The 23,030-nt window shown below is 30.9% G+C and carries 24 protein-coding genes; 11 read left to right on the forward strand and 13 right to left on the reverse strand.

From position 1 onward, the window contains the following. Window positions 1-147: 147 nt before the first annotated feature. Together HXZ74_RS09760 and HXZ74_RS09765 are read left to right on the forward strand one after the other, a co-directional pair. Window positions 148-2,847 (forward strand): M36 family metallopeptidase, encoded by a 2,700-nt coding sequence (locus HXZ74_RS09760; RefSeq protein WP_114999334.1) that lies wholly within the window; start codon window positions 148-150, stop codon window positions 2,845-2,847. A 17-nt stretch (window positions 2,848-2,864) separates the two neighbouring features. Continuing rightward, window positions 2,865-5,234: a T9SS type A sorting domain-containing protein gene (locus HXZ74_RS09765; protein WP_286475094.1), complete on the forward strand. Its 2,370-nt coding sequence runs from the start codon at window positions 2,865-2,867 to the stop codon at window positions 5,232-5,234. Between the two features lie 104 nt (window positions 5,235-5,338). On the opposite strand, the gene HXZ74_RS09770 is transcribed toward HXZ74_RS09765, so the two are convergent. Next, window positions 5,339-5,716, reverse strand: coding sequence for a GreA/GreB family elongation factor (locus HXZ74_RS09770; protein ID WP_038334079.1), 378 nt, complete (start codon window positions 5,714-5,716; stop codon window positions 5,339-5,341). Between the two features lie 531 nt (window positions 5,717-6,247). Here HXZ74_RS09770 and HXZ74_RS09775 point away from each other — a divergent pair. The 6 genes from HXZ74_RS09775 to HXZ74_RS09800 all read left to right on the forward strand — a co-directional run bounded on the left by HXZ74_RS09775 (window position 6,248) and on the right by HXZ74_RS09800 (window position 10,219). Beyond that, the gene (locus HXZ74_RS09775) at window positions 6,248-6,562 is read left to right on the forward strand and encodes a hypothetical protein (RefSeq protein WP_286475097.1); all 315 of its coding nucleotides are present in this window, start codon (window positions 6,248-6,250) and stop codon (window positions 6,560-6,562) included. A gap of 91 nt (window positions 6,563-6,653) precedes the next feature. Continuing rightward, the gene (locus HXZ74_RS09780) at window positions 6,654-7,001 is read left to right on the forward strand and encodes a hypothetical protein (RefSeq protein WP_286475099.1); all 348 of its coding nucleotides are present in this window, start codon (window positions 6,654-6,656) and stop codon (window positions 6,999-7,001) included. Window positions 7,002-7,085: 84 nt separating this feature from the next. Next, window positions 7,086-7,928, forward strand: a complete 843-nt coding sequence (locus tag HXZ74_RS09785; RefSeq protein ID WP_286475103.1) for an MbnP family protein — start codon at window positions 7,086-7,088, stop codon at window positions 7,926-7,928. A 44-nt stretch (window positions 7,929-7,972) separates the two neighbouring features. Further along, the gene (locus HXZ74_RS09790; protein ID WP_286475106.1) at window positions 7,973-9,013 is read left to right on the forward strand and encodes a cytochrome-c peroxidase; all 1,041 of its coding nucleotides are present in this window, start codon (window positions 7,973-7,975) and stop codon (window positions 9,011-9,013) included. 10 nt (window positions 9,014-9,023) lie between these two features. Next, window positions 9,024-9,989 (forward strand): hypothetical protein, encoded by a 966-nt coding sequence (locus HXZ74_RS09795; protein WP_286475107.1) that lies wholly within the window; start codon window positions 9,024-9,026, stop codon window positions 9,987-9,989. A 2-nt stretch (window positions 9,990-9,991) separates the two neighbouring features. After that, window positions 9,992-10,219: a YHS domain-containing protein gene (locus HXZ74_RS09800; protein WP_038334051.1), complete on the forward strand. Its 228-nt coding sequence runs from the start codon at window positions 9,992-9,994 to the stop codon at window positions 10,217-10,219. Window positions 10,220-10,289: 70 nt separating this feature from the next. Here the strand turns inward: HXZ74_RS09800 and HXZ74_RS09805 are convergent, their stop codons facing one another. The 7 genes from HXZ74_RS09805 to HXZ74_RS09835 all read right to left on the reverse strand — a co-directional run bounded on the left by HXZ74_RS09805 (window position 10,290) and on the right by HXZ74_RS09835 (window position 15,114). After that, complete coding sequence (locus tag HXZ74_RS09805; RefSeq protein WP_052217688.1) at window positions 10,290-10,598, reverse strand: thioredoxin family protein; 309 nt, start codon at window positions 10,596-10,598, stop codon at window positions 10,290-10,292. Window positions 10,599-10,623: 25 nt separating this feature from the next. Continuing rightward, complete coding sequence (locus HXZ74_RS09810; RefSeq protein WP_038334123.1) at window positions 10,624-10,893, reverse strand: rhodanese-like domain-containing protein; 270 nt, start codon at window positions 10,891-10,893, stop codon at window positions 10,624-10,626. Between the two features lie 25 nt (window positions 10,894-10,918). Beyond that, entirely contained in the window at window positions 10,919-12,313 is a 1,395-nt protein-coding gene (locus tag HXZ74_RS09815; protein ID WP_286475109.1) for an MBL fold metallo-hydrolase, read from the reverse strand. A 114-nt stretch (window positions 12,314-12,427) separates the two neighbouring features. Beyond that, window positions 12,428-13,345 (reverse strand): YeiH family protein, encoded by a 918-nt coding sequence (locus tag HXZ74_RS09820; RefSeq protein WP_280062499.1) that lies wholly within the window; start codon window positions 13,343-13,345, stop codon window positions 12,428-12,430. A 170-nt stretch (window positions 13,346-13,515) separates the two neighbouring features. Beyond that, entirely contained in the window at window positions 13,516-14,145 is a 630-nt protein-coding gene (locus tag HXZ74_RS09825; protein ID WP_038334031.1) for a Crp/Fnr family transcriptional regulator, read from the reverse strand. 2 nt (window positions 14,146-14,147) lie between these two features. Then, complete coding sequence (locus HXZ74_RS09830; RefSeq protein WP_038334026.1) at window positions 14,148-14,561, reverse strand: YeeE/YedE family protein; 414 nt, start codon at window positions 14,559-14,561, stop codon at window positions 14,148-14,150. A 4-nt stretch (window positions 14,562-14,565) separates the two neighbouring features. Next, a complete protein-coding gene (locus tag HXZ74_RS09835; protein WP_038334022.1) occupies window positions 14,566-15,114 on the reverse strand; it encodes a YeeE/YedE family protein in 549 nt (182 codons plus the stop codon). A 128-nt stretch (window positions 15,115-15,242) separates the two neighbouring features. Here HXZ74_RS09835 and HXZ74_RS09840 point away from each other — a divergent pair, with 128 nt between their 5' ends. Both HXZ74_RS09840 and lysA read left to right on the forward strand, forming a co-directional pair. After that, the gene (locus HXZ74_RS09840) at window positions 15,243-16,376 is read left to right on the forward strand and encodes an MBL fold metallo-hydrolase (protein ID WP_286475111.1); all 1,134 of its coding nucleotides are present in this window, start codon (window positions 15,243-15,245) and stop codon (window positions 16,374-16,376) included. 162 nt (window positions 16,377-16,538) lie between these two features. Further along, entirely contained in the window at window positions 16,539-17,750 is a 1,212-nt protein-coding gene (gene lysA, locus HXZ74_RS09845; RefSeq protein WP_180906035.1) for a diaminopimelate decarboxylase, read from the forward strand. Between the two features lie 62 nt (window positions 17,751-17,812). Here lysA and HXZ74_RS09850 read toward each other — a convergent pair whose 3' ends face one another. Next, the gene (locus HXZ74_RS09850) at window positions 17,813-18,151 is read right to left on the reverse strand and encodes a hypothetical protein (protein WP_286475113.1); all 339 of its coding nucleotides are present in this window, start codon (window positions 18,149-18,151) and stop codon (window positions 17,813-17,815) included. A gap of 253 nt (window positions 18,152-18,404) precedes the next feature. Here HXZ74_RS09850 and HXZ74_RS09855 point away from each other — a divergent pair, with 253 nt between their 5' ends. Then, window positions 18,405-18,785: a hypothetical protein gene (locus HXZ74_RS09855; RefSeq protein WP_114999305.1), complete on the forward strand. Its 381-nt coding sequence runs from the start codon at window positions 18,405-18,407 to the stop codon at window positions 18,783-18,785. On the opposite strand, the gene HXZ74_RS09860 is transcribed toward HXZ74_RS09855, so the two are convergent. From HXZ74_RS09860 to HXZ74_RS09875, 4 genes are all read right to left on the reverse strand, one after another. Then, window positions 18,772-19,467 carry a potassium channel family protein gene (locus HXZ74_RS09860; protein WP_038334000.1) on the reverse strand — a complete coding sequence of 232 codons (696 nt, stop codon included), beginning with the start codon at window positions 19,465-19,467 and terminating at the stop codon, window positions 18,772-18,774. The genes HXZ74_RS09855 and HXZ74_RS09860 overlap by 14 nt on opposite strands. Before the next feature lie 9 nt (window positions 19,468-19,476). Then, window positions 19,477-20,907 (reverse strand): TrkH family potassium uptake protein, encoded by a 1,431-nt coding sequence (locus tag HXZ74_RS09865; protein ID WP_260392013.1) that lies wholly within the window; start codon window positions 20,905-20,907, stop codon window positions 19,477-19,479. Window positions 20,908-21,283: 376 nt separating this feature from the next. Beyond that, a complete protein-coding gene (locus HXZ74_RS09870) occupies window positions 21,284-22,453 on the reverse strand; it encodes an MFS transporter (protein WP_280062501.1) in 1,170 nt (389 codons plus the stop codon). A 41-nt stretch (window positions 22,454-22,494) separates the two neighbouring features. Then, a complete protein-coding gene (locus HXZ74_RS09875) occupies window positions 22,495-22,917 on the reverse strand; it encodes a GNAT family N-acetyltransferase (RefSeq protein WP_114999301.1) in 423 nt (140 codons plus the stop codon). Window positions 22,918-23,030: the final 113 nt, after the last annotated feature.

A 23,030-nucleotide genomic window follows, 5' to 3' on the forward strand; every position in this document is an offset into this window, starting at 1 on the left:
TATTTTACATAAATACTTTATAACAAGTTATTTAAACTTATATAATGTCTACATTTTGTCTACATAGAAGTTTTTCAATATTTAAGTAAATTTTTTAAAAAACAATTATCTATAATTTTAGTGGACAATTATTGAAATTCCACATTCATGAAAAAAAATTACTTCCTACTGATGCTAATTGGCTTTATTTCTCAAAGCACATTTGCTCAAACACCAGTTCAAGTAGTCGATGATTTTTTGAATCAAGCCAAACAAAAAGGTACTATTGATTCGAAATTAGACTACAATGTCATCACAGAAGATGTGATCGGAAACAATCAAGCAGATTATGTAAAAATTCAACAAACAATCAATGGCATTCCAGTTTATGGAGGTAATGCAACTTTTTTTGTTCAAGATGGTAAAGTTATCAATCATAACGAAACATTTGTTTATGGAAACAATAACAAATCGTTAAATGTTGCTCCAAGTCTTACAGTTGAGCAAGCTATTCAATCAATGGCTCAAAAATTAGGTAAAAACTTTATTGCTACTTCTACAGAGGATTTGGTTAAACAATTCAAAAATAATCAACCTATTAACACTGAAAATTCTGTTTCTTTTCTTAAAGAGTCGCCATCTTATTTGTATTACTATAATAATGATGGAAACCTAAGATTAGCTTGGTTAGCTTTGACAGAAATTAAAGATGAATTACAAGAAAATAATCTGAATAATTTGTATGAAACAATAATTGATGCCAATACAGGTGAATTATTGTCAAAAAAATCAATTATTTATGCTTGTGGTGGTCATGATAATACTTCTGAAAATGTTTACCATAATAATCCTGAAGATTTTAAATGGGTAACCAATGCTTTCGCAGCAGAAACTACAACTTTAGATGCTCCTTTAAATGGAACATATCGTGTGATTCCAGCTAATCAGCAAAGTCCACTTAAATCTGATTTCAAATTATTGACAAATGTTTATGATCCTGTAGCTTCTTTAGAAGGATGGCACAAAGCATTACCAGAAGCATTAAAATTCAATCCGTCGTTAACTAAATATCATACTGTAGGAAATAATGCACAAGTAGGATACGACAAAAATGGTGTATTGACAGATTACGTTTTTGGAAGTGGTGCTCTCTATATTGTTGCCGCACATGTTATGATTGGTAATGAAGCTTACGGAGGAGAAAAACTCTTATTTGACTTTCCAAACCCTGGTAAATCAATGAACTATGATCCATTACAATATACTTCGGCAGCTACAACACAGATGTTTTATTCGGTAAATTCTATTCATGATATTTTACATTACCATGGATTTACACCAAAAGCAGGAAGTTTTCAGATGAATGTTGGTGATAAAGCTCGTGTACTTGGATTTACAACTTCTGGCTACGGAACAAAAGCACCAATGAAAAACAATGCTTTTATGGCATATAGTCCAACAATCATGAAAAATCCTACTACGGCTTTCTTAACATTCGAAACTTTACCAGCTGATGCAGGTTATTTAGAAATTAAAGACGGACCTATAAAAGGTATATACAAAGGAGCTAGTGGAAATAACACTGGTTATACTTATGGTAAATCACCATCGGTAGTTGCTGATATGATGCTAATTAACGATAAAAAAGGAATTAATGAACATGATGGTTGTGAAGCTTTCCCGGATGATAACCAAACAATAAAAGGTAAAATCGCTTTAGTAGATAGAGGTGGATGTACCTTTGATATAAAAGTAAAAAATATTGCACCTCACAATCCCGCAGCCATTATTTTTATTAACAATGATCCAACATCAACATTGGACGGAATGGTTTCTGTAGGACAAGATGAGCTTGGATTAACTATTCCAATTGCTTCTATCGAAAAGGTAGTTGGTGATCAAATCAAAGCTGCCATTGCCAAAAATGAGACGGTGTCAGGAACTATGCCATCTTCTAACTTTAGCTTTAGAACACGTGACAGCGGTTTTGATAGCCAAGTTATTTTGCACGAATATACACACGCCGTTAGTAATCGTTTAACTGGAGGAAATATTAATGGCGAAGAAGGTATGGGTGAAGGTTGGAGTGATTATGTTGCACTTAATTTGACACAACAAGCTTATCAAACATCAAAAGATTTAATCAATATGGGAGAATATGCTTTTGATGGTGCCGGATTAAGAATCCTACCTTATACAACTGATATGAAAGCAAATCCGCATACGTATGATTATTTGAAAGTAATTGGAGCAGGTGAAAATAAAATGCATCCTACAGGTTACGTATGGGCATTGATGTTATGGGAATTACACTGGAAAATGATAGATAAATATGGTTTCAATCCAGATTTCAAATCAAATACAGGCGGTAATAATATGACCTTAGATTTAGTTTTACAAGGTTTAAAAATACAAAAGAATGATCCAGGTTTTGTTGATGGTCGTGATGGAATTTTAATGGCGGATGTTGTTTTAAACAAAGGAACTAACCAATGTTTGATTTGGGAAGCTTTTGCCAAAAGAGGCTTAGGCTATAGTGCTAATCAAGGTGATCCTTTATTAAGAACAGATGGAAAAGAAGCCTTTGATCTTCCTCCTACTTGTGCACGTTTAGGTACTGATGAATTAGAAGTAAACGACGTTACCATTTACCCAAATCCAGTGAAAGATTTAGTGTACATTAACGCAAAAGATAATGTTAATAAATATGAAATTATTGATGTAACAGGACGTCTGATTGAAACAGGACAAGTTGAAAAAGACAATCAAGTCAACCGTGTTTCTACAAATCGTTTAGCTACTGGTGTATATATTTTGAAATTATATACTAATAAAGGTGTTGTAACGAAAAAAATCATTAAAAAATAATATTAATCTTACTTATTATGAAAAAACATCTAAATATAATTCTAATCACATTACTAAGTGCGAATGTTTTTGCGCAACACGCAAAGTCATCCATTCTTGAAAGTTGGTTAGAGCAAGCAAAAACACCAAAAGTTGTCGTTAATCAACTTGCAGACTTTACAAGTCCTCAACCCAAATTGGGATTAACTTATTGTACACCTGCTAACATTCCTACACCAGAGGAAATTACTAAAGTAACTATTAAAAGTAATGCTAACACTTATTTGGTAAACAGCAGTGGTAACGACACTAATATTGGTTATGAAGATTTTACAGCTTTAACTCCAGCCAAATTACAGCAATCGAGTTATTACGACATTACATTAGAGGGTGATACAAAAGGATTATTCTATAGTTCATTTACAGTAATGATAGACTTTAACCAAGATGGAAATTTTAGTAATTATTATGACAATTATAGTGATTCACAATCAGAAATAATTTTTGGTGATGATTTGTTGTATAATTCGAACGGGAAAGATGGAAAATCAATCACTGTTAGAGTAAGAGTTCCACAAGATGCGAAATTAGGACAGACAAGAATGCGTATTCTGAAAAGACAAACTGATGATAGAGCAGCTTTTCATACACGTGATGGCTGTGATATTGGCTCTACTTTTGGGCAAGTAGAAGATTATACAATTAATGTTGTAGAACCTGTCGCATGTACCAATACTCCAAATGGAGCAGTAACAAATGAAGTTATACTTCCTGTCATGAATAGTTTAACAAGCCTGCCTCAAGAAATTAGCATGGGAAGCTATGTAGATATTTTTGTTTATAAAGATGTTAAATATTTTTTTGAAGTAAATAATAACACAAAAATACAATTAGCATTAAAGAATATTAAAACCAATAAAGTTTTAGCTGCAAGTCCTGGTGCAATTAATTTTAGAAGTCCAATAACAGGTGTAGTTCGCTTATATATACATAGTGATGAAAACTGTACAGTGGGTACAGAAAAAGTTAAGCTTGAATTAACAGGTACTAACCCAAATCCGAATCCTATTAATGAAGCTTGTAATTTTGGGATACCTACAACTCAATTTCAATTACTAAAAGAGTTTAAAAGCAATGAAGAACTTGCATTTGATATCAACGCAAGTCCTGGTCGTGCGACAACAATTAGCGGAATTAAAATAAATTTACTTGGAGAAGCCACACAAGTTGATTTTGACCTTTTAGCTGATGCAAATGAATTACCTTCTACTCTAATTTCGAAAATAAAAGGAAAAATTGTTTCTAAAAAATTAATTGCAACAATCAATGGAATAAAAGGTTACGAATATAACATCGATTTTGATCAACCAATTACATTAGATGCATTAGAATCAGATAATGTTACAAAAAAATGGTTAAAATTAGTAACTGATGCGCAAGCAGTAGAAATAAATGCCTTATATAGTCTTGGAAATAAATTTGCTCTTAAATCGCAAGATAAATGGACAAAAAGTCCTTCTTCAGAATTTGTCTATCAGTTAAAAGCAGATTGTAGTTATAGCTCATGTAAACAAACTGTACCAGAAGCTCCAAAAATATTAGAAATGGCTGTTCCTGAACTCTCAGGTGCCACCACTAACAAAAATATATTTGATGTAGTAGTAGACAAAAATTACTCGTTAGAGATTGATGGATTAGACATTGATTACTGGGTAAATGATAAAACAAATAAGCCAGAGATAGTATGGCCAGAAATGCCATTTCTTAAAATATTTCTGTTAGAAAATAATCCAAAAACGGATATGCCCTATATACAAGCGACAGATAAAACAATCAAAAACATTCCTATTTCGACTATAGATACTGCCTTTTTAGAGAATTACCACTTGAAATATGAAGGTGTAATATATTATCATTTAGAAAAATTCCGTGCCAAAATAGATTTTAAAGAGCCATTGAAGTTAGATGGTAAAAATACAAATAGATACTGGCTATCTTTAGAAGAAGAAAGTAATATAGATGCTTGGAGCATTACACCGTATGCTGAACATACAGTAGGTAAGTCTGCTTATACTTTTTCTTTGCCAGCTAATCCTACACAAGATACTGATGTTTGGGTTGATCATAAATCAGAGTTTGTGTATAATTTAAAAATAAGATGTAGTAGTCTTGCAACAACAGAAATAGAAAAATTAGGAGAGACTAAAATCTATCCTAATCCATTCCGAGATATACTTACAATAGAGTCTATCTATAACATCAAAGCTGTAGAAATATACAATATGGCTGGACTAAAAGTAAACTCGAAAGAGATGAATACTAAAACTGCTCAGCTTAATTTGAGTAATTTACCAGTAGGTGTTTATATCTTAAAAGCAATTGATGAAAAAGGAAAAGTTTTTTACTAAAAAATAATCAAGAAATAAAGTGTTAATAATCACTCATATTTTTCAATTGTGTTAATAAGAAAACCGAGCATTAGCTCGGTTTTTTTATTATGCTTTTAGACAAATTATGAAACTGCTTCTACATTCAGAATTTCATATTTTTTTGTACCATCATTTGCTGGCCATTCAATTACATCACCAATTTTATAACCAATTGTTGCTAAACCTTCGTCCATTAAAATAGAATGACGATTCTTTTTCGGTTTTGCTTTTTCTGGGCTAACAAAATTTAATTGATATTCTTGATTTGAATTTAATTCTTTTATTGTTACTTTTTTCCCAACAGTCACAATATTATCCGCCAAATCTCTTCTCAAAATTTGCTCTGCATGACGCAATTCTTTTGTCAAGATATTTTCTTGTTCTGCTGTTACTTTTTTTCTTCTTAAATGGTCTTTAATTAAATCGTATAATCCTGTTGTTAAAATAATATTTGTTGTCATTTTGATAAATTCTTAGTTAAACTTTCAATCATTCGAAGAAGATTTCCTAAGACTCAAATATCAAATGACCGAAAATAAAATTCGCTAAAATTTGATACAAATCTCCTTACAGAAAATTGAAAATAATTGAAAATTGAAAAAAAATAGAAGGTTCCCTGTCTCGAGTCGTAACAGGGATTAGTTGATAAACTCTTTCGAGCTTCTTAAGAAAGTATCATCATGCAAATATGCCAACGACAAAAACAACCACGATTGGTTGTTTCTTCTATAGATGTCGATAAAATTTGCCATAAATTGATCCTAAAATGATTAATTCAAAGTTACGATATCTTTCTCAATCTAAAAAATATAAACCTTTTAAGATTATTTCATTAATATCATTTCAATAAAAAGGAACTTGAATCCAAGTTCTGAAAAAACTGATAATCTTCATTTTCAAAATAAATAAAAACTGTCTAATTTTATAAAAATTTTAAGGAATTGAAATCTTACCTTTTCATACTAACTGTTGTTCTAATAACTTGTAGACCATTGCTACCAGTTATTGACTATTTAGTGAATTATGATAAGATTTCTAAAGAATATTGTGTTAATATAGAGCGTCCAGAATTATTGTGTAATGGCGTTTGTTATCTGAAAGAACAGATTTCCAAGACTGTTACTGATGAACAAAATGATGACAATAAAATTCAAGTTTCTTTACGCACAATTGATTATTTTATCTATCAACCTACCTTCGAAATTAATACATCTACCTTTACAAAATCTATTGAAAAAATATCGACTTTCGAATTAGCTTTCGAAACTCAATATCAATTAGATCAACAACTTCAGCCTCCTATTTGATAAATAGCCCATATTTATCAAATTATTATCTCATTAACATTTAATCAAGTTGACATTTCATATAAGATTTGTCAAAAGTTTCAATTGTTTATTGATTGCATTGTTCGTGCTTTTAATTGGTTTTCGATCATTAATTCCTTTTACTGTATTCATTAGTACTCAGGAGAAGATTATTGATGAATATTGTATCAATAAAGAGCGACCAGAAATGCAATGTAATGGAAAATGTTATTTATCGAAGCAACTAAAAGAAACGGAACAAGAATCTGATTCGGTTTTAGTAAAAAATATTCGATTTGCAGAAATTTATATACATTTCGAATGCTTAGATATTCCATTTATTCAAGATTTTATTATAAAAATAAAACATCGATTCTTTTGGCAATCATCCTATTCTATCGATTGGGTTTTTAAATATCTAAAACCTCCAATTGTTTAATTAATAGAACAAATATTCAGTATTGGAGAACAATAATTGTTTTCCAACAGCATTTTTATTCAAAAAAATTAAACAATTATTACAATGAAAACAATCAAATATTTTTTAAACTTATCATTTATCGCATTACTTACTTTATTTACTTCCTGCAACAACGAAGATGATTTCTCTGAAATTAAATCAACTGAAACAGGTAAAATTCAATTAAAGTTTGAAAATGGATTTGATAATTTGGGAGGAATTGTTCTAGATCAAACAACGCAAACCTCATCAAACGGACAAAAACATAAATTAACAACATTAAAATATATTATTTCTAACATCACATTAATTGACGAAAAAGGGAATGAATTTGATTATCATAAAAACGATCCAGACAAAGGTGCTTTTGTTATTAATCAAGATTCTGCAATAGCTAATGTCGTTTATTTAAATTTGGATAATATTCCTCAAAATAAATATACAAAAGTACGTTTTGGACTTGGTGTATCTCAGAAAGCTTATTTATTAGGCCAGACTGGACAAGCTACTTTTTGGGAAAAAGCAAAGAAAAATGGAATGACTTGGGCTTGGGCTGCAGGTTATGTTTTCTTTAAAATAGAAGGTTTTTATGGGAAAACTACTACTGACACTTTCTTCTTAACTCATACTGGAAATATGGGAGACATTAACAAAAATAATGTTCAAGATTTATATAGAGAAGTAACATTAGATTTACCTACATCTGCACGAGTAACTTCTAAAATTAAGCCTTCTATTCATATTATGGCAAATTTGAATACCTATTTAAGTGGTGATCATAAATTGACATTAGATGAGTCGAACAATAATATTATGGGATCTTCCAACTTTGCACAATTGGTAACAGAGAACATACAAAATATGTTTCGAGTTGATCATGTACATAACGATGAAAAAAATCAATAAAGTTTATAGCGGTGTTTATAAAACACCGCATAATTCTACAAACAATGAATAAAATAATAACAATTATATTCAGTTTATTCATCTTGTTAAGTTGTAACGATGATGATATTGATTATGGACAAATCGTTTATGAACCTTATCAATTAGAAGTTCCTTCTTATTTTCCTAAAATAACATTTGATACAGATAAATATCCGTTAACTAAAAATGGAGTTGAGTTAGGAAAAAAACTATTTTATGAAGGTCGATTATCTAGAAATAATACTATTTCATGTGCTTTTTGCCATATTCAAGAAAATGCCTTTACTCACCACGGACATCCTGTTAGTCATGGAATTGATGATCGATTAGGAATTCGAAATGCTCCTCCTATTCAAAATTTAGCTTTTCTAAATCGATTTATGTGGGATGGCGTTATTCATGATTTAGCTCAACAACCAATTTCTCCTATTACAGCTGAAGAAGAGATGGATACAACTTTTCCCGAAATCATTAAGAAATTATCATCAGATTCTTCTTATCGAAAAATGTTTAAAAATGCTTTCGGAGATGATAAAATCGATGCAAATCGTATTCTCAGCGCATTAGGACAGTTTATGGCTTCAGTTGTATCAAAAGATTCTAAATATGATCAATTTTTAAGGAAAAAGGCAGATTTAAATGAAACCGAAAAAAAAGGTTTACAACTTTTTCAACAGAAATGTTCAAGCTGTCATAAAGGAACACTTTTTACAGATGAGTCTTTTCGAAATACAGGAATGTATTATAATAAACAATACAAAGATGGAGGTTTATATCGTGTGACATTAGATTCGACTGATTTTATGAAGTTTAGAGTTCCAAGTTTAAGAAATATTGAAATGACCAAACCTTATATGCACGATGGACGATTCTATAGTTTAGAAGCTGTTTTGAATTTTTATTCAGAAGGTGTACAAAATGATAAATATTTGGATTCTCAACTCAAACAAAATAATCGAATTGGAATTCCTATGACAGAAGAAGAAAAAAAGGCAATTATTTCTTTTCTAAAAACATTAACTGATTACTCATTTATTAATAACCCTGCTTATGCAGAATTTTAAATCTATTCAAATGAAATTATATATCAATTTATTTTTCGTTATATTATTTACTCCCATTTCATTATTTGCACATACTGATAATGATTCTATTGTAATCTCTCATTTATATGATTTAGAATTAGATTGTGATGCTTGTGGTTGTTCAGCAACTTCAACCTCAAATGGAATTGAAAATCTTATAAATTCAAATTTCATTGGGATTCGTTATCTACATCAATCTTATAAAGCTAAAGAAGATGCTTTTTCTAATAAAAGAACACAAAAGCAACAATTCAATACCATTCAATTATGGGCAAGAATTCCAATAAATAATAGAATTGACATCAATGCTAGCATTCCTTACCATTTTCATAATAAAGAAGGTAAAAACTCTTCTTCTATTTCTGGTATTGGAGATTTAAATATGATGGGAATAGTTAAAGTCATTAAATCAAATACAAGTTCTAATGAGCTAAAACATGGATTAAGTGCTGCAATAGGTTTAAAAATTCCAATCGCAAAATTTAATCAAGCAAATGCTGAAACAACCAATCCAAGTTTTCAATTAGGTACAGGAAGCTGGGATACTCAGTTTGCAATAAATTACCAATTAGCTTATAAGAATTCGACTTTACAATTAGTAACAGACTACAATTTGAAAGGAGAGAATAAGAAGAAATACAAATTTGGAGATCAATGGAATCAATTAATTCAATTACAACACCTTTTCATTAACAATGAATTAAAATTACTTGGAAAAGTCGGTTTTCAAAACGAACTTTATTATAAAAATGAACAATTTGGGGAGACGATTCCAAAATCTAAGGGAAAAGCTCAATTTGCGAAATTAGGATTAGAAGCAGCTGCTCGAAAATTTAATTTTGGTATAGAATATTTTCAACCTATACTTTCTGATTTAAATTCGGGAGAAATCGAAGTAAAAAACAGAATAGGTTTCTTTTTTAATTACAATTTATTTCAATCTAAAAATCAATAACAATGAAAAAAATATTAACATTAACATTCTTCATCATCTCTTTTTCAATTTTTGCTCAACAAAAACTAAAAGTAAAAGTTGTAAACGAGAAAGATCCTATTTGTGGAATGAATACCGCACAATTCTTAACAGATACCGCAATTTATCAAAAGAAAATTTATGGTTTTTGTAGTAAAAGCTGTAAAGTTGAATTCAAAAAAAATCCAAAAAAATACGTGAAGAAAAAGTAAGAATAAGAAAATAATTTGACAGTAGTTACACTTGATTCTAAGAAGAATTATTGAGTAACTACTGTCTTTTTTATATCAAAAATTGTTTTACAATTTCCTGTAAATCATCTTCAAACTTTACTCCATAATGTTTCCAAAGTAGCTTTCCTTGATGAAAAAGCATCAAAGTTGGTACACCATTTACTTGATACATTGCATCAAATTGAATAGTACTTACTTTGTCTTTATCTACATCTATTTTTATAATTTCTACATTATCAGGAAATTTTTCTTTCAAACTTTCTAAAAACTGAAGTTGTAACTGACATGGAGCACACCAATTTGCATAAAAATCAATCAAATAATAATTATTTCCTTTTATTTTATCCAATAAATCCATTTTTAAAATTTAGATATTATTACACTTATTTTATCGTTTGCCAAGGACCGCCGTTTATTGCATCAAATCCATTTTTATTTAAAATTGTTGCTGCTTGCGCACTACGAGCTCCACTTCTACAAACTGTTACAATTTTTTTACTTGGTAATTCCTTTAATCTCACTTCTAATTCTTGCAACGGAATATTCACCGCATCTGCATGATGTCCCACCAAAAACTCTGCTTTTGTACGAACATCCAACAATAAAGCACCTTCTTGTAGATAATTTTCTACATTCGAATTTGATGTCAACATTTTTAAAATCCTTTTGAAAAACATATTATTTAACTAATGGTTTTTGATTCAATTTCCAGTCAGCAATTCCTCCACTATAATTTTCAACTTCAAAACCTTTCGATTCCAAAAAACTTTGTGCAATCGTTGCTCGATCTCCAGCTTGACAATGCAAAGCAATTTTTTTAATTGGATCTAATTCATTGTATCTTTTTGGTAAATAACCAACAAAAATATGCTTCGCTCCTTCAATATGACCTTCTTTAAATTCTGCTTCTCCTCTAACATCTAAAATCTGAACCTCATCATTTCCAATGTAATTTTCCATTGTATCTGCATCGATTAAAATAGAAGATTGTAAAGAACTAAAATTACTCAATATATCAGTTGGAGTAATATAACCATAGACATTATCCAAACCAATTCGCATCAATTTCCGTGTCATTTCTTCTACTTCATCCTCTTCTACAATCAATACAATTGGCTCTTGATAATTTACCATCCAACCCATCCATGTATTGAATGTTTTATTGTTTTGAATATTTAATGTTCCTGGTAAATGGAATTGAGAAAAATCTGTTTTGATACGCGCATCAATCACTTTCATTCCAAAATCTTTCGCTTTTTCAAATTCGATGTATGTTAATTTAGCCCATTTCGGAACTTCAATCAATAAAGGACGTTTTGTTTTATTCAGCTTTTTCATCATTGCAAAATAAGCTGGCGCTTCGGGTTGATCTGCCAACAAATAATCAACAAATCCTTTTTCATTCGAATCAAATTGCAACGCCCAATTTCTGATTTTCTCATAACCAACCGTTGTACTAGCTACAGCTCCCAAAGCTTTTCCGCAAGCAGAACCTGCTCCATGTGCTGGCCAAACTTGTAAATAATCTGGTAATGCTTGAAATTTTTTCAACGATTCAAACATCTGCTTCGCTCCTACTTCTTTAGTACCAATTAATCCTGCTGCTTCTTCTAATAAATCTGGACGACCAATATCTCCTACAAAAACAAAATCTCCAGTAAAAATCATAACTGGTTCTTTCGTCGCAGGCGTATCTGTCAACAAAAAACTAATACTTTCTGGCGTGTGACCTGGAGTATGCATCACCTCAAAAATTAGATTTCCAACTTCTATTTTATCGCCATTTTTTAATCCGACATGTTCAAAATCGTATTGCCAATCCTCTTCGCCTTCATCAGACAAATACATCTTCGCTCCTGTTACATAAGCCAACTCTTGGCTACCAGAAAGATAATCAGCATGAATATGTGTTTCGGCAATATGCGTAATTTTCAGCTTATTTTCTTCTGCTATTTTTAAGTATGTATCAATATCTCTTTTTGGATCGATTACAATTGCTTCTCCTTTTGCTTGACAACCTACAAGGTAACTTGAATGTGCCAATGACTTTTCAAAAATGTGTTGAAAAAACATATGATAATATTTTTATGGTTTAACCTTTTTCTAATTTGTTAAGCAAAGTTAAGTTGCTAAAAAACAATCGACAGTAACCAATGTTACAGACTTAAAATAGAGAGAATAAAGATTTTAAAAATAATTTAAAACCAAAACCAAAGATAAAATGGAGATAAAAATCCAAAGTAAAATTCCGTATGATAAGGTTTTAAAACCTGCTTGTTTGATGGATTGTAAGTTAATCAACGAGCCAATCATAAATAAAGCAACAATCATTAATTGTTTCGAAATTCCTTGTAAAATATGATAAACTTTTTCGCCTTGAGGAAAATAAGTAGCGATAAGCATTGTTGCTATAAAACCAATTATAAAATAAGGAAATTTGTAAGAAGAGTTCTCTTTTTTGTTGAAATAACCAATTAATAAAGCCAATGGAAAAATCCATAATGTTCGGCTCAATTTTACAGTTGTTGCAACTTCCAAAGCTTGCTCACCGTATTGTTTAGCAGCACCGACAACAGAACTTGTATCGTGAATTGCAATTGCAGACCACAAACCAAATTGGTATTGCGATAACTTAAAATAATGTCCAATAAATGGAAAAATCATTAATGCAATCGCATTCAACACAAACACAACTGCCATGGCAATGGTAATTTGATTGGCTTTTGGTTGTAAAACCGAAGAAATTGTAGCAATAGCACTTCCTCCACAAATAGCAGTTCCCGAAGTAATCAGCAGCGATGTATTCTTGTTGATTTTTAATAATCGGTAGAATACAAATCCTAATGTAAAAACACTTAATACAGAAATAAAAGTGAGAAAAAATCCATCTTTACTTACCGAAATAGCCTCGTGAAGATTCAAACCTAATCCTAAACCAATGATTGCTATATTCAATAATTTCTTTGAATATCGCTTTGAAATTTCCCCAAATTCATTCTGAAAAATTAAACCATAACCAATCCCTAAAAGTAACGCCACAGACGACTCTACAAAAGGAAAAAAAGTAAATAGCAACAATCCAAAATAAACTATACGGGCAATCATTTGTTTTATGAAATACAAAAACAAAAGTAATTGACCGTATCAAAATAGATTGTAACATTTGTTACAAATGAGATTATTTTTAGAAAAATTTTCTACTATAAGTTGTTTCAAATAAAAAAAGGAAGCTCAAAAACTGAGCTTCCTTTGTATATATTTTTTTAAATAATTTCTTACTTAATCGTGATTTCGTTTCGGTTTAGTTGAAGAAAACCTTCTTTTTCTAACGCTTTCAACAAACGAGAAATAACAACACGAGAAGTATTGAGCTCGTAAGCGATTTCTTGATGCGTTTTTACCACAACTTTACCTTTGTTGATACTTGCGACATCCAACAGATATTTTTTCAAACGTTCGTTCATATCATTGAAAGCTAAATTGTCAATTGCTACCAACATTTCCTCCATTCTATTATTGTAACTATCAAAAATGAAACGTCTCCACGATGGATATTTTGCTAACCATTCGTCCATTTTTACAATCGGAATCATCACCAATTCTCCATCAGTTTCAGCTACAGCGCGTATTTTACTTTGTTTATCACCCAAACAACACGCCATCGTCATCGCACATGTATCACCTTTTTCGAGAAAATACAACAATAGTTCTCCTTCATCAAAATCTTCGCGCATAATCTTGATTGCACCACTCAAAAGAATTGGCATTCCCTTGATAAATTGGTTCAAATCAATCATTACATCATTCGCTTTAAATTCTATCAAAGATCCTAATTCATCAATTTCATTCAATAATTCGTCTTCAAATTGATATGGATAAGTTGCTTCTATTTTCTCTTTTATCATGTTTAATGTGGGATTTTGTTTCTAATTTTTCCGTAAAGAAATGTACCGACTAATGCACCTACAATTGTAATTAAAATTGGATAAACTCCTGCGCCTAACAGCACAAATATCGGTCCAGGACAAGCGCCAACCAACGCCCAACCTAATCCGAAGAAAATTCCTCCGATCAAATAACGAGCAATTGATTTTGTTTTGGGTTGAATCACAATTTTTTCACCATCGATATCTTTTGCTTCTTTCTTTTTCATCCATTGTATTCCAATCAAACCAACAACCAAAGCCGAACCAATAAATCCGTACATATGGAAAGATTGAAAATTGAACATTTCGAAAATGCGGAACCAAGAGGCTGTTTCTGCCTTGTACATGGTTACACCAAAGATAACACCTAATATGATATAAACTAAACTTCTCATGCGATTAAAAAATTAAAGGAAACAAAACGTGAACCATCAAAAGTCCACCGATAAAAAAGCCGATAACAGCAATTAATGAAGGTAACTGCAAATCACTTAAACCCGAAATCGCATGCCCAGATGTACAACCTCCTGCGTAGCGCGTTCCAAAACCAATTAACAATCCACCAACAAATAATAACGCAATATTTTTAACGGACATTGTTTCGAAAATTTCGGTTGGAGAATATGCTTTTCCTGCACTTTCGAATCCCATTGTATTCAATTTTGCAATTGTAGCATCTGAAATTTCAGGAATTTGATTATCTGATAAGAAATGTACCGAAACAAAACCTCCGATTACTGCGCCAACTAAGAATAATAAATTCCATTTTTGAGCTTTCCAATCAAACGAGAAAAAATCACATGATTTTCCTCCTCCCAAAGCAGAACAAATCGTTCTGAAATTTGAAGAAAATCCAAAACTTTTTCCGAAATAAATCAATAAAAGCATTACAATCGCAATTATTGGTCCGCCAATATACCATGGCCAAGGTTGTAAGATAAATTCCATTTTGTATTTTTTCTAAAACGTGTACAAAGTTGATAAATCTAAATTAAAATGAAAGTTACAAATGTTACAGTTTACTTAAGATATATTATTTCAAAATCAATCCAATAATTTTATAATTTTGACCATCAATGAAAAAAATCAATAAACGAAAAATTTTTAAACGAATGCTTTACTTCCTATTAGGCTTGATTGTAATTCTTGTAATTGCAACTTTTGCTATTCTACAAATGGATACTTTTGGTGCTGATGCAACTGGAAAACGATTGGAACGAATGAAACAATCGAAGTTGTACAAAGACGGACAATTTCAAAATATACATCATACGCCAGCTATGGCAGAAGGTTATAGTATGCAAAAAGAAATGATTTCGTTTTTATTTGGTGCGAAAAATCCAAAACTTAATCCAAAAGATTCTATTCCTCATATTCAAACAGATATCAAATCAATCGACAAAACCGAAAATGTGTTTATTTGGTTGGGACATTCGTCTTATTATATTCAATTGGATGGCGTTAATTTCTTAATTGATCCTGTTTTTAGTAATTATGGTTCTCCATTACCAATTTTCAATAAAGCATTTAAAGGAGCAAATACGTATCACGCAAAAGATTTCCCAAAGGTTGATTATTTGGTTATTTCTCACGATCATTACGATCATTTGGATTATGAAACAGTGAAAGAATTACGCCTAAAAGTGGATAAAGTGATCCTTCCGCTTGGCGTAGGTGCGCATTTTGAGAAGTGGAATTATTCGCCCGAACGATTAATCGAAGAAGAATGGAACACGAGTGTAGCTTTAAAAAATAACTTAAAAATAACTTTTACACCAGCTCGTCATTTTTCTGGTCGAAAATTTAAACGAAACACTACACTTTGGACTTCTTATGTATTGGAAACACCTACGCAAAAAATATTTTTGGGTGGTGACAGCGGTTATGATACGCATTTCAAAGAAATTGGAGAAAAATATGGTCCGTTTGATTTTGCGATTCTCGAAAATGGTCAATACAACGAAGCATGGAAATATATTCACGCTTTACCTACAGATTTGCCTGCAATTATCAATGATTTGAAAGCAAAACATATTATTCCTGTTCATGCTGCAAAATTTGCTTTGGCAAAACATGCTTGGGACGAACCTTTGGAGAAAATTATGACGAATGGTAAGCAAAATAAGCTCGATATTTTGACACCAATGATCGGTGAACCACTAAATTTGAACGATTCTGTCTTTCACTTCAAAGAATGGTGGAGGGATTAAAACATTTATTCCCGAATAATATTCGAAATATTTTTCAAACTTTTAAATAATATTCGAAATTATTGATTTATAATAAGTTTATTCTGAATTTTCTTCAGAAAACCATTTGTATTCCGTAATTTTGGCAACTGAAATTTAACTTTAAACAAAAAAATAAACAAAATGGAACTGAATAGAGAACGTCTATTGGAATTGGTGCAAAAATATGGTGCGCCGCTGTATGTGTATGATGCGAACAAAATTAGATCGCAATATGAAAAGATGACAAATGCATTTTCTACAGTCAAACGTTTAAAGTTAAATTATGCATGTAAGGCGAACACGAATCTTAATCTTTTAAAGTATTTCAAATCACTTGGTTCAGGATTGGATACGGTTTCTATTCAAGAAGTAGAATTGGGATTAATGGCGGGTTTCAAGCCAAAAGAAATCATTTATACGCCAAATGGTGTTTCGTATGCAGAGATTAAAAAAGCAATTGATTTAGGTGTTCGTATCAACATCGATAACCTTTCGGTTTTAGAAACATTTGGTCAAGATTTCCCTAAATATCCAGTTTGTGTGCGTATTAATCCACATATTATGGCAGGTGGAAATGCAAATATTTCGGTTGGACATATTGATTCAAAATTCGGAATTTCTATTCACCAATTACCACATATCAAACGTGTTGTAGAAAATACAGGTTTACATTTGGATGGTGTTCACATGCACACAGGTTCTGATATTTTAGATATTGATGTTTTCTTGCAAGGAGCTGAAATTTTATTTGAAGTTGCAGCAGAGTTCAAGAATTTATCTTACATCGATTTTGGTTCAGGATTTAAAGTTCCATATTATCCAGGCGCAGACGAAACAGATATTGAATATTTAGGAGAGCGTTTATCTGCTCGTTTTAATGAATTTGAGAAAGCGTACGGAAAACCTTTGACATTAATGTTCGAGCCAGGAAAATATATGGTTTCTGAGGCAGGATCTTTCTTAGCAACCGTAAATGTTGTGAAACAAACAACTTCTACTGTTTTTGCTGGAATTGATACAGGTTTCAACCATTTAATTCGTCCGATGTTTTATAGTGCTCATCACGAAATAGAAAATATTTCAAATCCAGAAGGTCGTAGCCGTTATTACACAGTTGTGGGATACATTTGTGAGACAGATACGTTTGGATCGAATCGTAAAATAAATGAAATTAGCGAAGGAGATGTGTTGTGTTTCCACAATGCGGGAGCATATTGTTTCTCGATGGCTTCGAACTACAATTCGCGTTTCAAACCTGCGGAAGTCTTGTTAATTGACGATAAGGATTATTTAATTCGTCGTCGCGAAACAATTCAAGATTTAATCGCAACAACAGAGGATATAAAATTCTAAGCTCAGAATTTTTATATATTTTTATAGTATTTTAAAGCTCAATCCAAGGATTGGGCTTTTTTTTATTTCCCTAATTTCAGCGGTTTGCTGAAAAAAATATCATGTATAACACTTCTTACTAAATTTTGTCCATATGTTTTTGAATCATCATATTCGTAAGGAATTCTTTTCTCAACTAGCTTTAAAGGAGAAACATCTTGTTGTTGATTTGTATAATTTTTGAAATAATCTTGCATCAATTCATTATTCTTTTCAAGCGATAAATCTTGCGAATATTTAAAATCAAAATATCCAGATTGTTGAGCAAAATTCATCAACAATTTATTTTTTAAATTATCATTCTGAGCAACTTCTTGCGCAAAAAGAGCAATTGGAAAAAGAAAAAATAAAAGTGTTCTCATTATCAATCATTTACTTTTTTAAAGTTATGAAAATATTTTGAAGATATAATCTATCCAATTTTAAAAACTTTACAATGACATTCGTCTTATGCAATTCGAAATGAATTAAATACTTTTGCCTCAAAGTTAGCATATGGAAGAAAAAAAAGACAAACGAAGTACCTCTCAAAAATTTATAGACGATGCTTTCTTCCTATTTTTGATGATTCTTGGAGCTTTTTGTGTGTTAATAATTCTTGTTGTAGTCTAATAGATGAAACTATTTGATACTTATTTTAGTTTCTATATTCTGAGTTGGATTTTTATCAAACTTACACGAATTTATTCCATAGAAATTGAGTATCTCAATCATTATCTGACAGATATTTTTGCCGTTCCTGCAATGACACATTTGGGAAGTTATATCATTTCGAAAGTAAAATACAACAATCAATTATATATTTACCCTACAAGTTATTTAGTCATTACGGCGTTTGTTCTCAGTTTTTTGTTAGAATATCTTATGCCAAAATTTTCTTCAAATTACACAGCAGATGTATTGGATGTTGTCTGCTATTTTATCGGAATTATTTTTTATTTAAAATTCCATAAGCCTTATCTCTTAAAAAATGAGCATAAGATTATTGAATATTAAATTTCTTCAAAAACTTATAAATCTCTTGATTTGCACCATAAATCACCAACACATCATCTTTGGTAATTACCGTATTAGATGACGGAAAACCTTGTACTTCTGGCACAATTTTATATTGTCCCAAGAAACTTGCTTCTTCTTTATTTTTAATAATCGTCATCACCAAAATATTATGTTGCTTTTTGAATTGTATTTCATCAAACGTCTTTCCAACCAATTCATTTGGCGTCACTACCTCTATAATACTGTATTCTTTGTTCAATTCAAAAGAATCTACAACACCTTTTACATTTAGTTTTTTGGTCCAACGCTCCGCAGATTCAGCTTCGGGACGAATAATTTCTGACACTCCAATTGCTTGCAATACATTTTCGTGCAACGAATTTATGGAACGACTAATCAAACGTTTTACATTTTTATTTTTAAAAATAGCCGTCGCCATAATATTTGCGCCTTCATTTTCGCCAATACTCACAATTACGATATCGGTATTATTAAGCGGTAACTTGTTTATAGACAATTCGTCTGTGGCATCTAAACAAATGGTATAAGACAATTTATCTTTCAGAGCTTCAACACGTTGTATATTATTATCAACACCAATAATTTCGTGCCCAAGTTTCACCATTTTCTTTCCAAGCGCTGCTCCAAAATTTCCTAAACCTATAATTATTACTTTCATAATTTTCTTTTAAATTAAAATATCATCTGATGGATAACGATAATTTGACGAAACCGTTTTCTTGAAAAAAGCCATCAAAATTGTAATCATCGAAACACGACCAATAAACATCATTGTAATGACAACAATTTTACTTGGATCGGATAATGTTGGTGTTAAATTTAAAGATAAACCAACTGTTGAATATGCCGAAAAAGCTTCGAATGCAACATCAATGAGATGCAAATGATTATCAAATTTAGTAATCAAAAATATTCCTGTTCCAATCACTAAAAAAGATAATGTCATCGTTGCAAAAGCTTTCTGTACATTAATCGGGTTTAATTCTCTTTTATAAATTTCAATCTTATTTTTTCCGCGTGCAATATTAATAAAATTAAGAATTGCAATGGCAAAAGTACTCGTTTTGATTCCTCCTCCTGTCGAAGCTGGCGAAGCTCCAATCCACATCAATAAAATAACTAAAAGGATAGATGAGAACTGTAAATGAGAAAAATCGATATTATTAAAACCTGCTGTACGAGGCGTCATTGCAACAAATAAAGCCGAAATAAATTTACCAAAACCATGATGTTGACCTAATGTCAAATAATATTCTTCGAAGAATAAAATGATCGTAGAAATAATTAATATGACTAATGAAGTTATTAAATTTACTTTAGAACTTAACGAAAACACCCAATTTTTACGATTATTCTTGTTGTGAATAATTTTTGAGATTAATTTTCGAATTAAATAATCCACATAACGCAAAATATTAATCAAAATAGGAAAGCCTATTCCTCCTAAAAAAATCAAAGTGATTAGAACTGACTGAAAACCATAATTGTGTACAAATCCTTTGTTCATCAAACCATTAGGCAAAGTCGAAAAACCAGCGTTACAAAAAGCCGAAACCGAATGAAAAATACTGAAAAATAATTTGTCTACAATACTAATATTATATGGTGCAATCGAAATATAAATTAAAGCCGCACCTACTAATTCGATTCCAAAAGTTAAATAAATAATCTTTTTTACAAACGAAAAAACTTCACTCAAAGAGTCATTATTTGCAATACTTCCCAAGGCAATTTGATTCTCATAAGAGCTGTTTCCTTTGAAAAAATAAGCAATATATCCGGCAAAAGTCAAAATTCCTAAACCTCCTGCTTGAATGAGTAACATCAAAATAAAATGACCAACTGGCGTGTACGTGACATAGGTATCAACAGACGTTAAACCCGTTACACAAACGGCGCTTGTAGACGTGAACAATGCATCTAAAAAAGAAATTGGATGATAAGTTGCTTTTGGTAACATCAATAAACACGCTCCGCCAAAAACTAAAATCAAAAAACTGAAAATAAATAGTTGCGGCGGCGTAATAACTGATCGTTTGAATGTAAAATTAGGCGTAGCAATTTCTCGAATTAATTTTAGTACAATCGCAAATTGCAAATATTTACTAACAAAAAACCAACTATAATCGGTGACTTGAATTTTAATACAATAAAGAATAAACAAAATACTTAAAATATCAAAAATGATGACTCGCGGAATAATTTTTTCTTTAAAGTAGATATATTTGAGAATAGTTCTCAGAATTCCGATTGACAAAAGTATTATAAAAAATATATTGATATAAAGTTTATAAACAACGGGAAATCCAAATCCAAACATCACTAACAACGCAATAATTGCGAGGATGTAAGAAATTGAAAGTAGTACATTAAAAAACTTGTTATTGACTAAAAATCGAAACATAGTTTTACTTCATTTAATAAAAAACAAATTTATAATTATGTTTACTTTTTACAAGTTTTTCATTATTTTTTTACTCTGCTTTAAAAATTTTCATTCTGCCAACCATAAAAACCATAATCAATCCAAAGCAAGCAAATAAGGCATAAGAGTATCTCAAATCAAAAGCTTCTGCAATATATCCGATCAATGGAGGTCCCATCAAAAATCCTAAAAAAGATATACTCGAAACCATTGCCAATGCAACACCTGGGTTAACATTTTTGTTTTTTCCTGCTACACTATAAACCGTTGGCACATTACACGCAACGCCCAATCCAACCATCATAAATGCAATTGTACACACAATAAATTGAGGAAAAAATACCGAAAGCATCAAACCAGAAAACATCAAAATTCCACTAATTTGCATGATGCGTTGTTTTCCGTATTTGCTGATAAAATAATCTCCAACAAAACGTCCTGTTGCCATCATCACCATAAACGATGCGTAACCAACGACAACCAAATTTTGCGGTGCTTTTACAATATCTTGGAAATAAACACCACTCCAATCGAACATAGCTCCTTCTGTTGCCATGCTCAAAAATCCAATAATTCCCAATTGAACCAAAACTGTATCTGGTTTAGAGAAAATAGATTTCTTTTCCTTTGCTGGAGCTGGCGTAGAATCGACTAAATATTTTTTATTAATGAACCAACTCAAAATGATTAGGCCATAAATAATCACAAAATGATAAAATGTATTCACATGCAAATTCATCATCAATAATCCAATCAAAGCACCAGTAAAACCCGCAATACTCCACGCTCCATGAAAAGATGACATAATCGATTTTCCATATATTTTCTCAACCTCAACGCCTTGCGTATTCACCGAAATATTGCACATGTTTCCGATTACTCCAAAGAAAAATAAGACAGCACCTAATTGATAAAAATTTTGAGCCAAACCAATACAACAAAGGATCAAAGGATAAATTAAAACAACTATTCGTAAGACATTTTTGCTTCCAAATTTCGCTACTAATTTTCCGGAAAGTGCCATTGTACACAATTGACCAATCGGCATTATCAACAACAAAGTTCCTAATTGTCCTTCTGAAATTCCTAAATCTGATTTGATTGTCGGAATACGACTTGCCCATGAAGAAAAGGCTAAACCTTGCGAAAAAAAGAAAAGCGAAACAGCTAAACGAATGCGATTTTTTTGAGTTGATGATAATTCTGTTGATGAATGCATGGCTAAAAAATGATTTGCAAAGTTAAGCTACTCTCCCGAAATTATAAACTCAAATGCAAAATAGGATAAGCTTTTCCTTCACCATCTTTTTCAGAACGAGAAATAACCTTAAAACCTTGACTTAAATAAAAATCAATTGCTTGCTGATTTTGTTCATTCACATCGACAGATTTTACATGCAATTCTTGAATAGAAAAATCCAACAACGCCTTCCCTACTCCTTTTCGTCGAAAATCATTGTGAATAAATAACATTTCGAGATTTTGTTCTGCGACACCGACAAATCCTACCAATTGATTTTCTATCTCGTAACCAAACAAAGTTACATGCGGAAAATAATTTGGTAAATTTTCTTTATAATATTCGAAATCTTCTTTTGCTAAAAAATCGTGTGTGTTTAGTACTGCACTTTCCCAAATCTCTCTCAATCTCGGAAAATCAACTTCTTCAATTCTTCTAATCATGACTATAATTAATTTAGACAAAGATATAAATGACTCTTTTAAAAAAAAATAATAAAAAATATTCTATTGAGAATCATTTTGTTAAAAATTATTTTAAAAATAATTGTTTTCAG

The organism is Empedobacter sp. R750 (genome assembly GCF_030324345.1).
In the GTDB taxonomy this organism is placed as follows: Bacteria; Bacteroidota; Bacteroidia; order Flavobacteriales; family Weeksellaceae; genus Empedobacter; species Empedobacter falsenii_C.

What these genes read in the sequence shown, in the direction of transcription:
- HXZ74_RS09875 (WP_114999301.1), bottom strand. Translation starts at nt 22,917, where the DNA reads ATGATTAGAAGAATTGAAGAAGTTGATTTTCCGAGATTGAGAGAGATT.
- HXZ74_RS09830 (WP_038334026.1), bottom strand. Translation starts at nt 14,561, where the DNA reads ATGAGAAGTTTAGTTTATATCATATTAGGTGTTATCTTTGGTGTAACC.
- HXZ74_RS09810 (WP_038334123.1), bottom strand. Translation starts at nt 10,893, where the DNA reads ATGTTGACATCAAATTCGAATGTAGAAAATTATCTACAAGAAGGTGCT.
- HXZ74_RS09825 (WP_038334031.1), bottom strand. Translation starts at nt 14,145, where the DNA reads ATGATAAAAGAGAAAATAGAAGCAACTTATCCATATCAATTTGAAGAC.
- HXZ74_RS09835 (WP_038334022.1), bottom strand. Translation starts at nt 15,114, where the DNA reads ATGGAATTTATCTTACAACCTTGGCCATGGTATATTGGCGGACCAATA.
- HXZ74_RS09855 (WP_114999305.1), top strand. Translation starts at nt 18,405, where the DNA reads ATGAAACTATTTGATACTTATTTTAGTTTCTATATTCTGAGTTGGATT.
- HXZ74_RS09850 (WP_286475113.1), bottom strand. Translation starts at nt 18,151, where the DNA reads ATGAGAACACTTTTATTTTTTCTTTTTCCAATTGCTCTTTTTGCGCAA.
- HXZ74_RS09790 (WP_286475106.1), top strand. Translation starts at nt 7,973, where the DNA reads ATGAATAAAATAATAACAATTATATTCAGTTTATTCATCTTGTTAAGT.
- lysA (WP_180906035.1), top strand. Translation starts at nt 16,539, where the DNA reads ATGGAACTGAATAGAGAACGTCTATTGGAATTGGTGCAAAAATATGGT.
- HXZ74_RS09840 (WP_286475111.1), top strand. Translation starts at nt 15,243, where the DNA reads ATGAAAAAAATCAATAAACGAAAAATTTTTAAACGAATGCTTTACTTC.
- HXZ74_RS09815 (WP_286475109.1), bottom strand. Translation starts at nt 12,313, where the DNA reads ATGTTTTTTCAACACATTTTTGAAAAGTCATTGGCACATTCAAGTTAC.
- HXZ74_RS09795 (WP_286475107.1), top strand. Translation starts at nt 9,024, where the DNA reads ATGAAATTATATATCAATTTATTTTTCGTTATATTATTTACTCCCATT.
- HXZ74_RS09860 (WP_038334000.1), bottom strand. Translation starts at nt 19,467, where the DNA reads ATGAAAGTAATAATTATAGGTTTAGGAAATTTTGGAGCAGCGCTTGGA.
- HXZ74_RS09770 (WP_038334079.1), bottom strand. Translation starts at nt 5,716, where the DNA reads ATGACAACAAATATTATTTTAACAACAGGATTATACGATTTAATTAAA.
- HXZ74_RS09805 (WP_052217688.1), bottom strand. Translation starts at nt 10,598, where the DNA reads ATGGATTTATTGGATAAAATAAAAGGAAATAATTATTATTTGATTGAT.
- HXZ74_RS09820 (WP_280062499.1), bottom strand. Translation starts at nt 13,345, where the DNA reads ATGATTGCCCGTATAGTTTATTTTGGATTGTTGCTATTTACTTTTTTT.
- HXZ74_RS09785 (WP_286475103.1), top strand. Translation starts at nt 7,086, where the DNA reads ATGAAAACAATCAAATATTTTTTAAACTTATCATTTATCGCATTACTT.
- HXZ74_RS09870 (WP_280062501.1), bottom strand. Translation starts at nt 22,453, where the DNA reads ATGCATTCATCAACAGAATTATCATCAACTCAAAAAAATCGCATTCGT.
- HXZ74_RS09800 (WP_038334051.1), top strand. Translation starts at nt 9,992, where the DNA reads ATGAAAAAAATATTAACATTAACATTCTTCATCATCTCTTTTTCAATT.
- HXZ74_RS09760 (WP_114999334.1), top strand. Translation starts at nt 148, where the DNA reads ATGAAAAAAAATTACTTCCTACTGATGCTAATTGGCTTTATTTCTCAA.
- HXZ74_RS09765 (WP_286475094.1), top strand. Translation starts at nt 2,865, where the DNA reads ATGAAAAAACATCTAAATATAATTCTAATCACATTACTAAGTGCGAAT.